Annotated in this window: 14 protein-coding genes and 4 pseudogenes; 9 read left to right on the top strand and 9 right to left on the bottom strand. The window is 50.9% G+C overall.

The features are described 5' to 3' along the window. Nucleotides 1-429 precede the first annotated feature (429 nt). From LOY35_RS18950 to LOY35_RS18935, 4 genes are all read left to right on the top strand, one after another. Entirely contained in the window at nucleotides 430-876 is a 447-nt protein-coding gene (locus LOY35_RS18950) for a hypothetical protein (RefSeq protein WP_258625664.1), read from the top strand. A 10-nt stretch (nucleotides 877-886) separates the two neighbouring features. Then, nucleotides 887-1,771, top strand: a complete 885-nt coding sequence (locus tag LOY35_RS18945; RefSeq protein WP_258625662.1) for a hypothetical protein — start codon at nucleotides 887-889, stop codon at nucleotides 1,769-1,771. A gap of 557 nt (nucleotides 1,772-2,328) precedes the next feature. Further along, nucleotides 2,329-3,369, top strand: coding sequence for a hypothetical protein (locus tag LOY35_RS18940; protein ID WP_258625660.1), 1,041 nt, complete (start codon nucleotides 2,329-2,331; stop codon nucleotides 3,367-3,369). A 241-nt stretch (nucleotides 3,370-3,610) separates the two neighbouring features. After that, nucleotides 3,611-4,897, top strand: a complete 1,287-nt coding sequence (locus tag LOY35_RS18935) for a hypothetical protein (protein ID WP_258625658.1) — start codon at nucleotides 3,611-3,613, stop codon at nucleotides 4,895-4,897. 13 nt (nucleotides 4,898-4,910) lie between these two features. Here LOY35_RS18935 and LOY35_RS18930 read toward each other — a convergent pair whose 3' ends face one another. Continuing rightward, nucleotides 4,911-6,062: a PIN domain-containing protein gene (locus tag LOY35_RS18930; RefSeq protein WP_258625657.1), complete on the bottom strand. Its 1,152-nt coding sequence runs from the start codon at nucleotides 6,060-6,062 to the stop codon at nucleotides 4,911-4,913. 301 nt (nucleotides 6,063-6,363) lie between these two features. Here LOY35_RS18930 and LOY35_RS18925 point away from each other — a divergent pair. Together LOY35_RS18925 and LOY35_RS18920 are read left to right on the top strand one after the other, a co-directional pair. Further along, nucleotides 6,364-7,219, top strand: a protein-coding gene (locus LOY35_RS18925; RefSeq protein WP_258625656.1) for an IS5 family transposase whose coding sequence is annotated in 2 segments (ribosomal slippage) — nucleotides 6,364-6,702 and nucleotides 6,704-7,219 — 855 coding nt in all. Because the reading frame shifts where the segments join, the coding sequence is not laid out codon by codon here. Then, a pseudogene (locus LOY35_RS18920) lies at nucleotides 7,216-7,953 on the top strand (transposase); the annotation flags it as partial. The gene LOY35_RS18925 and the pseudogene LOY35_RS18920, both read left to right, overlap by 4 nt. 165 nt (nucleotides 7,954-8,118) lie before the next feature. On the opposite strand, the gene LOY35_RS18915 reads toward LOY35_RS18920, so the two are convergent. After that, nucleotides 8,119-8,643: a DUF2867 domain-containing protein gene (locus LOY35_RS18915; protein WP_258625654.1), complete on the bottom strand. Its 525-nt coding sequence runs from the start codon at nucleotides 8,641-8,643 to the stop codon at nucleotides 8,119-8,121. A gap of 30 nt (nucleotides 8,644-8,673) precedes the next feature. After that, nucleotides 8,674-9,293 (bottom strand): annotated as a pseudogene (locus LOY35_RS18910) (DJ-1/PfpI family protein). A 96-nt stretch (nucleotides 9,294-9,389) separates the two neighbouring features. Here LOY35_RS18910 and LOY35_RS18905 point away from each other — a divergent pair. Then, nucleotides 9,390-10,001, top strand: a complete 612-nt coding sequence (locus LOY35_RS18905) for a TetR/AcrR family transcriptional regulator (RefSeq protein WP_258625651.1) — start codon at nucleotides 9,390-9,392, stop codon at nucleotides 9,999-10,001. A gap of 64 nt (nucleotides 10,002-10,065) precedes the next feature. Here the strand turns inward: LOY35_RS18905 and LOY35_RS18900 are convergent, their stop codons facing one another. Beyond that, complete coding sequence (locus LOY35_RS18900; protein ID WP_004668039.1) at nucleotides 10,066-10,365, bottom strand: chorismate mutase; 300 nt, start codon at nucleotides 10,363-10,365, stop codon at nucleotides 10,066-10,068. Nucleotides 10,366-10,640: 275 nt separating this feature from the next. On the opposite strand from LOY35_RS18900, the gene LOY35_RS28645 reads away from it, so the two are divergent. Continuing rightward, a complete protein-coding gene (locus LOY35_RS28645; protein WP_397417207.1) occupies nucleotides 10,641-10,766 on the top strand; it encodes a transposase domain-containing protein in 126 nt (41 codons plus the stop codon). 54 nt (nucleotides 10,767-10,820) lie between these two features. Then, nucleotides 10,821-10,952: pseudogene (locus tag LOY35_RS28425) on the top strand (N-acetyltransferase); the annotation flags it as partial. Here LOY35_RS28425 and LOY35_RS18890 read toward each other — a convergent pair. From LOY35_RS18890 to LOY35_RS18870, 5 genes and pseudogenes are all read right to left on the bottom strand, one after another. Continuing rightward, a pseudogene (locus LOY35_RS18890) lies at nucleotides 10,952-11,110 on the bottom strand (GFA family protein); the annotation flags it as partial. The pseudogenes LOY35_RS28425 and LOY35_RS18890 overlap by 1 nt on opposite strands. A gap of 103 nt (nucleotides 11,111-11,213) precedes the next feature. Then, a complete protein-coding gene (tnpC, locus tag LOY35_RS18885) occupies nucleotides 11,214-12,797 on the bottom strand; it encodes an IS66 family transposase (RefSeq protein WP_122324940.1) in 1,584 nt (527 codons plus the stop codon). 61 nt (nucleotides 12,798-12,858) lie between these two features. Beyond that, nucleotides 12,859-13,194, bottom strand: coding sequence for an IS66 family insertion sequence element accessory protein TnpB (gene tnpB / locus LOY35_RS18880; RefSeq protein WP_024669638.1), 336 nt, complete (start codon nucleotides 13,192-13,194; stop codon nucleotides 12,859-12,861). Beyond that, nucleotides 13,191-13,523, bottom strand: a complete 333-nt coding sequence (tnpA, locus tag LOY35_RS18875; RefSeq protein WP_122324941.1) for an IS66-like element accessory protein TnpA — start codon at nucleotides 13,521-13,523, stop codon at nucleotides 13,191-13,193. Before tnpA ends, tnpB begins: the two co-directional genes overlap by 4 nt. Before the next feature lie 236 nt (nucleotides 13,524-13,759). Next, the gene (locus LOY35_RS18870; protein ID WP_258625649.1) at nucleotides 13,760-14,032 is read right to left on the bottom strand and encodes a hypothetical protein; all 273 of its coding nucleotides are present in this window, start codon (nucleotides 14,030-14,032) and stop codon (nucleotides 13,760-13,762) included. Nucleotides 14,033-14,925 lie beyond the last annotated feature (893 nt).

Here is a 14,925-nt window from a genome sequence, read left to right as displayed (position 1 = left end):
TACCGATTCGGGTCGCTAAACCCGGTCACTGATGAGCAGTGACGGAAACCAAGCTACCGGTACGGCCCAGGGCACACAAGCGGGCGGATTCTGGCTTAGTTGTAGGCAAAGGCGCAAGGTGACGTAGCCTTGGGATTAGGGCTCGGTGTTACGGGGTGTGTATGGTGTAGGACTCGAGGATATGTCCATTTGCCATTATATTCCGACAGACGATAGGATGCAGCATCACATGGGAGGTGTCATGAACCTACATGAAGTGTTTGGCATTCAGCCTACGCTGCGAGAGCACTCGTAATATAGATCACATTGATCTTGATTAGACGACTAAAAAACCGTTCGAAAGAATCAGATCCGCGTTGCACTCCGAGTGCCAATTCGAGATAAGTTGGCCGAATATTGATATTCAAATTTTTAACAAGGAAGGCGTTAATGCAGGGGCCTGTGCAGGATCGTTTTGGTCGGGATACATCACATTTGCTGGACTCGACAGGCGTAAAATCGCCAGAGTTCGCAACCGAATGTATTGCTGCGGTCGAAGGCCTTTTCGGAAGGTCTTGGTTGGATGGTAATGAAGGACAATTAGGTCATCGACTTCAGACTCTCTGGAGAAGAAAGGATTGGTTGGCCACCAATGAACTTTTTGGTTTGGGAAAAACGATTCTAGAGCTGGAGAAAACGCATCAACAATGGCTAAATTCAACGGCAAAAAAAATAAAGTCAGGCATTAAAAATGCTCATGGATTTATCACGGAAATATTAACTTGCGGCTCTATAAAGGCAAACACAGGAAAAGTTAGCCCCGCACCAGGCAATCAAAAGGGCTATGATTTCGCTGTCGATTTTTCCAAGCGGTTTCAAATATTTCATATCAATTAAGAGCCAGACAATGGCTCAGTATGAAACTGAATTTCATCAGTTAGGCGACCAGTTGAAGTCAGCTTTTTCTGAGCGACTTAATTCTTTAGGGAAACGTGGAAGACTGATCCTTTACTCGGATCTATACATTCCACCGAGTACTTTTGAATTCTTAATAGATTTTGTGCGCAATAAGCTAAGAAGATACGACACCTATACATACAAAGGCTGTAGCCTAAGATTTGCTGAGCTTGAACGCTCAAAGGAAACTTATGCATCCTCCATCCAGTCGCACTTTGTCCTCATTTATTGCCCGCAGCATTTCAGTGCGTTGAGAAATGCAAAAAACAAACTAGTCGAAGCTGGCGAAAATATGCTAGCGCAACTGCCATGCTCTGATAATTATTTTCGCTATCTATGGGTCAGAGTGCACAGCTCAACAGAAATAGCGATACTAAAAGAGGCATGTGATTTAATGCTGAAGGATCATGGACATGATTATGGATTTGATGCTGTAGTTTTTCTTCAACCATCTGTAGCGAGAGATGGCTCCGATAGCGTCATTAATACTTATGTCACCATTGCAATGGCCGAACTGCACCAAGGGTTTAATCGCGCAATTGTGGAGGGACGAGCTGGGCAGTTAATCATAGACACGCCTGTGGGCACTCTTTCGAACAAACCTTCAGAGCTATATCTGTTCAATGAAAACGGACGAATGAAGATACCTGAGGGCAATTATGTCTATCAGAAAGCGGATCTCTATCATTTGCTACGGAGAGAGGGTGATGAATTCGTTGGTAATTTTTCCTCTCCCGCCTCGGGCGTTCGTCATCACCTTGTTTATAAAGACGCATCAGGAGAAGCTCTTTTCGATGCGAAATTTGTAGAGGTGGACGAAACGCTGATTATCTAAAAATCTCATGATTCATAGCTGTCACGACCGGCCGGTTTGGTTAAATGTCGGTCAATCGTGATGGGCCAGGGGGCTCCCCAAAGTAACCTGCATGCAATGAGACGCGTTTTCACGCACCCTGCTGCCGCTCGCTCATCCGGCCCACACGTCACCTATCCCTTAAAGTATTTTTTCTCCACCGGAGGCATGTTTACCTCTTAATGTACGCTCAAGAATCAGGTACGGAAATGTGAAACCTTCTTGAGTGAAAACCCTGTTTGTGGATGGCATGGAAAGCAAGAGTCGCATGGCAGACGAGTTGAACGGTGAGCGATCAAATATTCGGGTGGCGACGCACTCCTCGATTTCACTGCCCTCATGAGCTATGCACCATGCGTAGCACGCATACCGCTCAGGTTCAGCTTTTTGGATCGAGGGTAACAACTGCTTCCACCACCTTGCGTAAAAGTCGAGGATGAGCTTCTCTGATATACGACGCGGACTTGATGACCGCGTCCACTACGGACGGGATCTACGCCTTACCTTGCCAACGACTAAAACAATAATGGGTAGCGCACATGGAAATAAAATATTGCTTGGCTTTAATCAGCACAGTGAGTCTTCTGGCTGGCTGTAATATTATGACTAATTATAAAGAGCTGGAGGCTAGTAAGCGCTTGGCAATAGTGACGGAGGTAAAACAGGAAATAGGAAGCGGTAAGTATCACGAATTCAAAGTTACTTGCCCAGAAGCTAGTCCAGACGCGCTCATGATGTTGGCGGGGAGTTTGAGCGGCGAAGCTAAAAACGGAGTGGCAATCGCTTCGGCTTTTTCGGAATCAGGATCTAACATAGGTCTAAGAACCCACTCAATTCAGTTGCTAAGGGACCAGCTATTCAGTATTTGTCAGGCATACGCAAACCAAGGATTGACAGCATATACCTACCAAACATTGCTGAGCCGAAACCAGCAAAATACAATCGCACTTATGGCAATTGAACAGCTAACCGGAGTGCTTAAGTCCCCACAAATTTCGATTACTACAAACTCCGACTCTGGGGCATCACAGCTTTTAAAACTAGAGGAAGAATTGACGAAGGGGAAGGAAAAATTAGCTTCGATCAAGGACCAAACCTCCGTTGAGGCTGTAGCCCTGAAGAAAGAAATAGCGGAATTGGAGAGCAAAAAAACTACGACTCAAAAAATCACAGCATCTACCTCTGGGAAAATTGAAGTAAAGTTACCAGACTCGACTGGACAAGGCTTAACATCAACAAATGTCAAGGTTGTTACGGATGCGGTGCTTAAACTAGTAGAGATGACAAACGACACAACCGGTGCCCCTAATACATTTATGGTGTGTACTGATTTATTGCAAAGCAGTGCTTACTTGTCAAAAGTCAATATTGAATCTAGCCAAGGTAGAGCGCAATGGACGCCCTTGGAGTCCGCATGCAAAGATTTTGTTGCTCAAACCATGTCAGCAAATACAGAGCTGGCAAAAGCAATCAATACTGAGTCGATAGAGCTGAACAAACCTTTCAAGCCAACTACAGTAAGAGATGGCTCCATACAGAGAATAAAGGCGTTGCAGCAGATAATGAAGCAAGCCTACTAGTATATATTCTTGTTCAGCTAAAAAACTGCTGATTAACTTGCCGCATTTGTGCGGCAAGTTTTATCACTCCGCTAGCTAGTTTTGTGCTCAATCAGTAAAAGTTAGCTTGATAAAGCTTGAATGGTGCTCAAACGATAACTCTGAACCGATGTTCGACTCTTGCAATGAGCTACTATCTCCACATAGCTGCAGATGCCCCTAATGAGTGCGTCGGCAGCCCGGCGAGTATGGATGGATGCAGATGAGATTTCCCAGAGAGCATTTTAGGTTAGCTCAGGCGGCCCAACTGTTACATGATATTAGGCGTGCCCCCAATCAGCTCTCAACTGTGCTTGAGTTGCAGCGTTCGCTCATCCGTAATATTTCGCGGGGAGAAAGGCGTATTCGCCGGCTGAAACGAGCAAGGCATCGGTTGAGCGCGTTGAAGTCTCGTGGTCGGTTGACTAAGGAAAAGGCGAAGCTGGTTAAGCTCTTAGTTAATCGAATAGACGCTATGGTCGTTGAAGTGCGCCATCTTCTATTCCTATGGAGATGCTTTGGTGACGGAATAGCTTTTACTTACCAGTCGAAATACAGCTTAAAGCATTTGCTCTACGATGGCGACTACAACGTCAAACAGGATGCAGGATTTATCTCTGACAAGACTGGCTTTCGCCAAGAGTATCGGCACTGCCGCCTCGGAATACGCATGGGCGTCCCAGTAGTATTGTCAGATCTGACCAACATCATTCGCCACGGCGACATTTGTGCGCTCGGCGCTGAAGATCCTGTGCCTATTGAAATGAAGTCATCCAAGAACCGTAACGCACGTAGTGATCGGCAAGTTGAGCAACTTCAAGTACTTGCCGATTTCTTTGCAAATGATGGAGCTGTGAATTTTCGAGGTACCGGCAACACCAAGCGCGTTGAAATTATAAATCCTGAGATCAACTACGAGCGAGAAATCAACGATTGCATGACGCGGGTGACTGCCTGCGGGTTTGCTTCAAGTTCCCCCGAGCCAGGCCTTAGGTACATAATATTCAGTACCGAATGGTTTACAGAAAATCCTGGGCTTCTTGACGCCGAGTTGAGAGCCTATGCCAGCTATTCGACCCTATGTGTTTCACTGACACCAGACATGAGTTGGTTGCCTGCCTATCCGTTCACCCTATCGATGGACGAACATAATTCAATTCTCTTCATGCAGGAGATTGTCCATATTGTCGCACTCATCGACCTTCTAGTGCTAAAAAAGCATTTTAACGCCCAAGGGCTTCACGCCACTATGCTCATGAATGGCGCCGATGCTGTTCAGATATGTATTGACCCAACAGACCTAATGAAAGGAGCAATGCGCTTAAGTGAACAGCTACTCCTGCGTACGGTGTGCGAGTTTCAGTCAATTAAGTGGTTCGCTGACGAGCACTCATTATTTTTTGAGCCCAAGAACTGGACCCTAAGTATCGCCCCGGATACGCCTGGCTTGATATCTGAACCTCTTCCAGGTTGGCAAGACGTCATTGACTGCTTCGAAGGTCTCGAATGATTGCCAATCACATTCAAAGTATAATTTTTCCAGGGACAAATTCCACGTCTAGCGGTGATTCATCTGTGCCAATATAATTTGCATGAATTAATAGACTTTGCGGATCTTCTTTCTTAAGTAGATGTATAACGATTTCGCCTGTTATAGTTGCGTTTCTTAGTACGCTAAACTCGCAGGCTCCGTCCCCATTAGCGGAGTCGACGCCCACCTCCCGTTTAACTTCATCGGAAGCATGAAGCCATTCCCCATAGTCACCGACGAAACTGATTGGGATGTCGGCGCAAAACGATACAGGTACCACGTAATGCCCAGGATCAATGCACGCCACCGGTGCAAACTTTTTTTGCTCAATGCTTGAGATCACTAGACTTCCTGCACTAACCCCGCCGAAAACGGAAAGCGGCAAGCTACCCTGATTTTCTATCTGATCATCTTCCCAGTACGCATAAAAGAAATCCGACTCAGGAGATGAAAAATAATTAATTACTTTCTGAAGAAAAGCGTCAGAACCAATAACCGTTTTAAATTCTTCGATAGCTTTATCCTGGGCATCTAATGCATGTAGCTTACTCTCAAAAACTGGGCTGCGAGTTAGTTCTGAAAGCTCCCCGAATACTTGCACATTAGCGTTTTTTCCTAAGTGCGCTTTTAGCTGGCCATCCTTACAAATAAAAACAAGTGGTTTGCCATCATCAATCAAATTTTCTAGCGAGCAACTTATTACTGCATCAGGGATGTCATCGCGATTCTTAGGTTTTTTAAAGCATCCATTGCCTGAAAAATAGTCATCCCATATATTTTCGTAGCACTCTGGAGCCATATCGATGACACTTACGTTGAAATCAGAAAGCCATTTCCGCGTGGTTTCTTTAAGATAAGACTCAAGCTCAGGAAAAAAATTAGACAATTGGGAGTCAAGGGTATCAAGCATAGAAATATTCTTGTTAGCCTTGGTGAATATTTTATTGATATCTTTCAGGTTATCTTTAGCTCCCTGCAACTTTGATGAGATTTCTGCTAGCCGTTTGGTGTCGTATTCACGAATAACCATCCGACTGATAACTATTTGGATAGAGCCTGCGACAACCAGGCGATGCAAAAGTCGCATCGACTGGGACGTATACCCCTCTTGATGCAAGATATTTGTATCTAATGAAATCCTCAATTAGCGTCTCCAGCCGACTCTCAAGATAATTCCCTAAATTTCAGCCTGCGCGTCTAACTTTTAGGCTGCGCTTCGACAGCTACCAGATGTAGCACATTACCATCTCACTTGCACAAGGTGTCTGACTTTTCAGAGCGCCTGGCGGATCAAACTGCAATCTAATCTCAAGATAGTAGCCATTAATCTAGATGAGCTAACGCTGAATTTAGGCTCTGTACGAAATCCCGAGAAACCCAATTGGCGCTCCTTGCACGCTGAGATTTTGTAGAGTCACCCGCCATCAGCGGAAAGGAATTCTGTGATGGCGAAGCGTTATGAACTCTCGGATGAGGCCTGGGATGTGGTCTCCGATCTCTTCATCGAAACTCATGGCCGGGGGCGGCCTCGACTGAGCGACCGATTGATGCTTGACGGCGTGCTATGGGTGCTCTGTTCGGGTGCTGCATGGCGAGATATGCCTGAGCGCTTCGGCCCATGGTCAACGGTGTATCAACGGTTTCGGGGCTGGCGAAATCAGGGAACGGTCGAACAGATGCTCAAACGCTTGCACCTGAGATTGAATGAGCAGGGCTTGATCGATCTGCAAACCTGGATGATCGACTCAACAGCAGTACGCGCAACCCGGGCCTCATCTGGCGCCGGGAAAAAAGGGGGCTGACGAGCCTGCCGATCACGCTCTAGGCCGTAGTCGCGGCGGCCTGACAACCAAAATCCACATGCTTTGCGACGCCAACGGAACACCGTTGCGCTTCCTCCTCTCTGGCGGTCAAGCCAGTGACATCAGCTACGCACAACCACTGTTGGACGAGGTCAGCATTCCATCGAGCCAACGTGGCCGTCCGCGCAAGCGCTGTAAATGGCTGCTCGCCGACAAGGGCTATGATGCCGAAGCGCTGCGCCGCTACTGCGACCAATATCGAATGCAGCCCGTCATCCCGCTGCGCTCAATGAAGCGCAAGCCCAAGCCTGGTTTACCCAGACTGTTTGATCGGCCCAAGTACCGACAGCGCAACATCATCGAGCGCATGTTTGGCTGGCTGAAAGAGAACCGTCGGATCGTGACACGCTTCGACAAGCTCGCAAAAAGTTATGCCGCCATGGTCTCACTCGCATGCTCCATGCGGTGTTTGCGACATCTCTTTTCGTACAGAGCCTAAGCGATGCCTACTACGCTACCTACTTTTTGTTGTGTGAACTGCACCGTCGGGGCGTGGACGGGGTGTTCGAACAATACGGCGCTCGACGGCGCAGCACGGATTTTCAGTTGGGGAAGTCCTTGGGGTCGGAAGATCATTTGGTTGAACTGAAAAAACCAAAGGCAAAGCCGTCCTGGATGAGTCAGGCCTATTACGAAAGGGCACCTGAAACGCTGACGGTACGTGAGTTGAAGGCCGGAGGGAAAATCCTGGTCACCACTTCGAGTTGCCCGCAGCAAGTGCCCAAAGCGTCCCTCAAATCCCTGTTCAAGGATCGATGGCATGTGGAGTTGGATCTGCGCAACCTCAAGACTACGCTGGGGCTTGAAGCACTGAGCTGCAAGACGCCGGATATGGCCGTCAAAGAGTTATGGATTTACTTGTTGGCGCACAACCTGATACGGATGCTCATGACGCAATCAGCTCTGTTAGTCGACTGCCTGCCTCGCGAACTGAGCTTCAAGCATAGCCTTCAGCTGTGCCTTGCGTTGAGGCAGTACGGGGCTCAAGAGCAAGAGGACAAGATGCTCAATCTGCTTGAGCTGATTGCCCAGAAGCGCGTCGGTAAGCGTCCAGGCAGAATTGAGCCGCGAGCCATAAAACGAAGACCCAAGCCTTACCCCATGCTGATGGAAACACGTCGATCAGCAAGGGCCGAGGTCAGGAAGAATGGACATCCGAAGAAGGTTAAGTAAGTGCCATTCGGAACGGGTACATTTTTGGTTTCGTTCATAATTGGTCCTATCTAATAATCGTAACCGGTCCCTTTTGCAATAGAGCTTTTTCGCTACTCGTTCTCCATATTGCTTTCGATGGACGGGTTAGACCTCAGGGGGCACACAACGCTCTTAGCCTTGGGATCAGCCAGCCAAAGGCCAACCAACCCGCGCCGCACGCAGGAGACTGGCCTTAACAACCAAGCGGTGAAATGGGGCAATGATCAAAATATAGGCCCGGCCTAGACGATTGTGACACTGCACCACGGTTGAAAAAACCAGTTGGCGACTGCCTTCCAGTTCTGCTTCTTCAACACATAGGATCGATATCCGGAAGTCGAGGTGCTTGTCGTCCTCTCCCAGCACGATTTCAGTCTGGTTTGTGCTGTAGACCTTGAAGATTCCAACCCGATTGGCAAGGGTTGCCAACTGTTTGGCTGTCTTGAGACCAAAACAGGCAACGATAGTGTCTCGGACTTTCATGAGCCCGCCGATCCAGGAGGGCTGGTGGGAAAGGATGAATCGAGCCAGTAAATCCGGATTGCCAGAGGCGCCCGCCGGGAGCCGAATCGCAAAGGCGTCCGCCAGGTTCGTCGACTTGTAAAGGTGGGTGATGCCGGACCTGGCGGGGACTGGTACGGATGTAATGAGCTCAAATTCTCGGCGCATCGGGGGATCCTTCCTGAGTTCTGACACGAATTAATTGGATGTTGTTGAAGCGCCCATTTTTCCTTGGCAAATGCTGAGCCCAATCAAAGCATCATAGAGCGCTTGCTGCCCGGTTGGCAGAACAGGAAGCAACGTCGCACGGCGCTTGTCGACATCGAACCAGGATTCCACCAACCATCCCACCAAGTAGAGTGCCGAAAGGCATCCGCCAGCGGTTGCAATGTTCCCCTGGCATACAAGAGGCTGGTCCATGGACTCAAGTCCCAGGGCTTGCAGTTCCGATCGTGCATCCGGGTGTGTAGTCGCTTGGCCGTTAAGCAACCCAAGTCGTTCGAGAATGAAGGCACCGGCGCAGATGGAGCCGATTCTCTGGCGTCTGGCGTCAAGTTCAAACGACGGCAGGAAATCCGGGGCGGCAAGTGCGGAGGGGATGCCTTCCTTGCCGCTGACGAACAATACCGCGTCGGCACTATTGGCTTCGGAAAGCGGACCGTGCACCGAAACAGGCAGGCCGTGCGCCGATCGCACGATAGGGCTGGAGCCCACTATTCGGACGTGCCAGTCCTCAGTATTGCGGCCTAGAATGTCCCACATCAGGAACAGGTCGATATCAGTGAATTGTCGAAAGCGACCAGAACGATTTTCTTCAAGGCGAGCTCCATGACAAGTGCTGGTGTTCGCAACGTATCAATCGGTTGCCCACCCTACACAGTCTGTATGGTGCTACACAGGGAGCGAAATAACGGGTGAGAAAACTAACGCGTAACCATTGGATCGCGGCTGGTTTTGAGGCCCTCGACCAAATAGGACACATGGGCGTTTCGGCCGAGAGTCTATCGCGCCGATTGAATGTGACCCGTGGATCGTTCTATCACCATTTCCGCAATCGCGAAGACTTTGTCCGCACCTTGCTGGCCGCTTGGGAAGAAGACTACACGGAGCGCATGCTCGCTTATGCGGCGCAGGGACGGAGTGCGGGCGAAACCTTGAAACGCTACTTGAGTATTGCGGCTGAGAAACAGCCTGGACGGGAAGTTTCCATTCGAGCCTGGTCGCTGCACGATCCGTTGGTAGGTGAGTTTCAGCAGCGTGTCGACACAAGACGACTGGACTTCGCGATACGGACCTGCCGCCGCTTGGTCCATAGGCCAGGCGAAGCAGAAGTGATGGGTCAGATGGCCCATTTATGCCTGATTGGCGGCCAACAAGCGGGGCTGCGGCGTAAGCGTCTGGGCATCACATCTTGCGTGATGAAACCGGTTCCTAGTTATGCGGCAGCAACTGGCCCATCTCACTCGCCTCCAACGTCGGGAGGCGCATCAAACATCGTTTGCTGTGCTCGCCGTCGCGGCTTTTAGAGTTGAGGTACGGGGCTTAAATTCCAGCCTCGCGGAGCCTCAGTGACTGTGAAAGCCGAAGTCTTTAAAACTTCTCTTTTAAGGTTGAGTGAGTTTTCAACTCTTCTTCAATGAATGCAGAGATCATAGCTCTATATACCCGTTCCACGACATCAGGTGAGGCGCCGAAATCGGTTGCAATTCCGCGCACTTTACTGATGACCTGTTCAACCCTGGCTGGAGCGCGCACATCATCAGTGGTTTTCTTGAAACCCGCCGCCTGAGTGACGAGGTCGCCTCGCTTGGCGAGGAGTGCAACCACATCGCGATCGATGCGGTCTATGTGCTGACGAACTTCCTCAATTGATGCGCAACGTACTTCCATATAGATATCCCTTTTTAAGTAGCCGAAATGCGTCAGTATTCTGGATATGACATTAGCGAGAAGCACTCCATAAGTCCACCGCAAGGTAAGCAGCCAAAGGCCAAGGTCTCCATGTACACCGAAGCGATTACTCGGTGACCGGCGCTGTAGCGTTAACTCGACGACTCGGCCAATATTTGGGCGGGGAACTAGATCCGACCTTGGGCGTTGGGGGTTAGAACTGGCTTTTCGCAGTTTCTGCGGAGCGGCAAACAGACGTCGACGATCATGAGTTTATCCAATCCGTACGCATGAACGGACATGATCCCCATGCTTACTCCAAGGACGTTTTGACTCGTTCGCTGACACAGCGGATGAGTGAATTCGAGCAGTTGCTTTCTCATGTGTGGATGCTGAACTGAGTTATGCGAGGTAAAATTAGACTACGAATCCAGTGAACCTGAAAGATAGAAAGCATGCATACCTACTACTTCCGGCTGAGTCGTACTGAGGATGTGGCGGATTTATGCCGTATCTCGGCAGAGGCTCGTCTGCGTTACAGGACATTTCCATCTCTAGCCCATATCGCTGACACACCTGCGTTGACCCCTTGAGTCCATTTAAAATGCTCTCTCAACACCCCAGCTGTGGAGACATAAGCCGCAGCATGGGTCTTCCGACAGGTACTACAATGACAATGGCTAATTGGCGTATCAATGCTATCGATCTCATAACCTACAGCCCCACAAGCGCAGCTTCCTTTCATTTTCATCCTCCGATTTCGACACAGTGCGAAAATTATGGTCACCATCGTAAATCGAACCAACAAGCAGTGACTAGAATGCTACGCGGAGCGCATGCCTCCGGGATCACGCCCCGCGCAACCAAACCGGTTGCCAGTTGTGTGGCAGCAATTGATCGATCTCACTAGCCCGCTGTGTCGGCAGGCGCGTGAGAACGTCCTTCAGATAGGCATACGGATCATGGCCATTCAGCCGCGCAGACTGGATCAAGCTCATGATCGCTGCCGCCCGCTTGCCGCTGCGTAACGACCCTGCGAAGAGCCAATTCTTGCGTCCAAGAGCCCATGGTCGGATCTGGTTCTCGGCCCAATTGTTGTCTATGGGTACGGCCCCGTCATCAAGGTAGCGCGACAGCGCTGACCAGCGTTTCAGGCTGTAATCCAGTGCTCTGCTGATAGCTGAACCTTCGGGCACGAGATCGCGCTGGGCGATCATCCAGGCATGCAGCGCATCCATCACAGGCACAGCCTTTTCTTGCCGAATTCGACGGCGTAAATCCGGTTCCAGGTCGCGAACTTCACTTTCGATTTCGTAAAGCAACTGGATGTAGCGCAGGGCCTGCTCGGCGAGCATGCTCTTGTTGGTGGCATGCAGTTCGAAGAACTTGCGTCGCGCATGGGCCATGCAGCCGATCTCGGTCACACCGAGTTCGAAGCTGGCCTTGTAACCACCAAAATCATCGCAGACCAGCTTGCCCTTCCAGCCTTGCAGGAAGCTGCGAGCATGCTCACCGGCGCGGCTGGGGCTGAAGTCGTAAACGACTGCCGCTGTTTCGCAGAATTGGCTGGTGGCGTAGGCCCACACATAGGAGCGGTGAGTCTTCTTCGTTCCCGGCATGAGCATTTGCACGGGTGTTTCATCGGCATGAATAACCAGCTGCCCGAGCACCACGTCGCGCAGCGCATCGACCAGCGGCTGCAACTGAACCCCAGTTACACCAACCCATTGAGCCAGGGTTGAGCGTGGAATCGCCAGGCCAGCTCGACCGAAGATCGATTCCTGACGGTAAAGCGGCAGGTGGTCGGCAAACTTGGCGATCATGACGTGGGCCAGCAGGCCCGCAGTCGGAATGCCTTTATCAATAACCTGCGCCGGTACGGGCGCCTGGGTCAGCGTTTCGCAGTCATCGCAGACCCATTTGCCACGTACATGGCGTTCAACGGTAAATACGCCGGGCGTGTAGTCCAGCTTCTCGCTGACATCCTCGCCGATGCGCTTGAGAGCACAGCCACATGGACAGTAAGTGTCGTCCGGTTCGTGATGGATCAGCGTGCGTGGAAACTCAACCGGTAATGCGGTGCGCTTGGGCTTCTGCTTTTTCTCAGACGGAGTTATCACTGCCTGCAAGCTTTGAAGCTCTGCTTCAATCGCTGCGATATCGGTATCGATCAGGTCATCGAGCAGGCTGGCCTGCTCGGGATTCATTTGCTCGCTGCGTTTGGCAAATTTCAAACGCTTGAGCTGGGCGATTTCGTGGGTCAGTTTCTCGATCAGCGTTTGATCACGGTTGATCTTCTTGCCCATGGTCTCAACGGTCTTGCCCATCGTCTCAACTTGTTGGTCGAGCGTCTCGACACGCTGAATTAACTGCGCCGCCAAGGCGCGCAGTTGTTCAGGGGGCAGGTGATCGAGATTGGGTAGCGAAGTCATGGGGCCGATTTTGCCAGAGCAGGCAATTCGCGGCGATAGACCGATAGGCTAATGGTCGCGGTTAAAGCAGTGTGATCGAGCCTCCAGAGCCTGCACGTTGCCATGGCAGACCCAGCACCAATGCCTGAAGCTGCTCGGTATCGAGTTCCATTTCAGAGCCATGGCGAATGCCAGGCCAGTGAAACTTGCCTTGGTTTAACCGGCGCGCTGCCAGCCATATCCCGAAGCCGTCATGCACTAGCACTTTAATGCGATTGGCGCGGCGGTTGGCGAACAGATAAGCACAGTGCGGCTGCGCCGCACCGAACACTGCGATCACCCTGGCCAATGCCGTCTCGGTACCGGCGCGCATGTCCATCGGCTCGGTGGCGAGCCAGATGGAGTCGATGCGAATCATCGCAGAAGGTCTCGAAGAAAGGTCGCGCAGGCAGCAGCATTTTCAGTGGGCCAGCTCACTTTTACGGTGCCGCGCGTGTGCTGTATTTCAACGCAGATGTTCGATGATGATGGGTGGGATTTTGTCCCAGCCAGCGACACGGGTAATGGAATAAATGCAGGTTGCAGCGCTGTGCTTTTCTGCGATTGCAGCCGAATCCATTTGTGGACGAGGTTTGCGTTGAGGTTATGGCTGAGGGCGACGCTGGCAATCGAAGCACCAAGCTGGGCACACTCTTGAATGACTTGGGCTTTGAAGGACTTGGAATAGGAACGGCGTGTTGGCTGCATAAATACCCACTTAAAAGGTTAGAACTGGTGTCCACTTAATTTAAGTGCACACCATGTCTTGGCTTTTCGGGGCTGGGTAGATGACTTGGCCGGACGCATACGCTGCGGCGTGATGCCGCTCGCTTCAATCGTTTCATGCAGCGCGCCTTTTCGCTGTTCGAAGGGGCTCTTCCGCCGTGGCGAGTTAAGTCGTGAGCTAGTGCCTTCCCGGTGCGAAATGAGTCCCTGCACTGGCGCTATGGGCAGGCAACAGACTTTCGGGATTGATGCTTGGTCCATAGGAGACGTCCATTGATCTTTCCTTCAGACCATGACTCGGTCACCAGAGAGCAATGGCCGCTCAGGTTCTCAACAAATGTCCTTGGATAGCCTTCAGGTTCATCTCCACCAAGACGCATCCAATTTGGATCTGTCGAGGCCAGGGATCTATAAGGGGTGCAGGCGGCCAATGTGACCAGCGAGAGTGCCAAAACCAGCTTTTTCATAAAGTCTCGATCAATCTGCAACATGCCAGGCCACTCCATTGCTGACCACCGTCTATTTTCTCGTCCGCGAAGGCGGTCGATAAGTGTGCGGGCAGAAACTGGGCGTGTAGATAGACGGGCTCTTTCCCAATACGCGCTACGGTGAGGCGTTGCTGCAAGTGACGCTATATGACCCACCTCAATCGGCGGAAACCAGACAGCTGGGGGCAGGGCACCGCTTGAGTTCATTTGTAATCGGACCGTCTCATAGTTGTGGTCTGCCCGCGTTTTCCTAGCATCCGCAGCCCACAAGACCATTGTCGCGACTGACAAAGGGATAGCGCTCGATCTGAGCATGATCTCTTTCTGCTCTATTGCACTGCCACCCTGGTAATGCTCGCTCCCTGCGAGCCCGACCTGCGAAGAAGGCGGCCGTTCGTGTAGTTGTACGGCATTAACGTTCCTTATTCCGGCCTGACATTGGAACACCTGGTTTGCCCATTCACCGCACATCCATGGCCCTTGTCCGCAACGCTATCAGGTCAGGATTGGCCATGCTCGATTTCTTCTGGCGCCTGCTGGCACGCTCGAGATAAAGCCTTTTGAAGATGATGGGGCTAAATCTGTAAGGCTCCCGAGGGTCAGTCGTGTCGACGCGACTGGCTAGCCAATAACCTGTACATAATTTATATTTTTGTACAGGTTTTGTAATGGGATGTAGGAAAGTGACCCCTCTCGAAAAGCTTATCTCATGGCATGAGAACTGGGCGCTGCGCAATCAGGTTGTTAAATGCAAGGGCTGTGGCGCAGAGCAGTCCGAGAGCGATAGAGAGCTGGCGTTCATTCATGAGCCGAGCTGTTTGAATGCGAGATTCGCCACCCAACCCTGGCAGGCGTTGGACGAGGTGAGAGAGGCTTATTGGGGCCCGCCGGAAACC

It is taken from the genome of Pseudomonas sp. B21-028 (genome assembly GCF_024749045.1).
Taxonomy (GTDB): Bacteria; Pseudomonadota; Gammaproteobacteria; order Pseudomonadales; family Pseudomonadaceae; genus Aquipseudomonas.
This window is presented reverse-complemented; position numbering and strand designations above follow the sequence as displayed.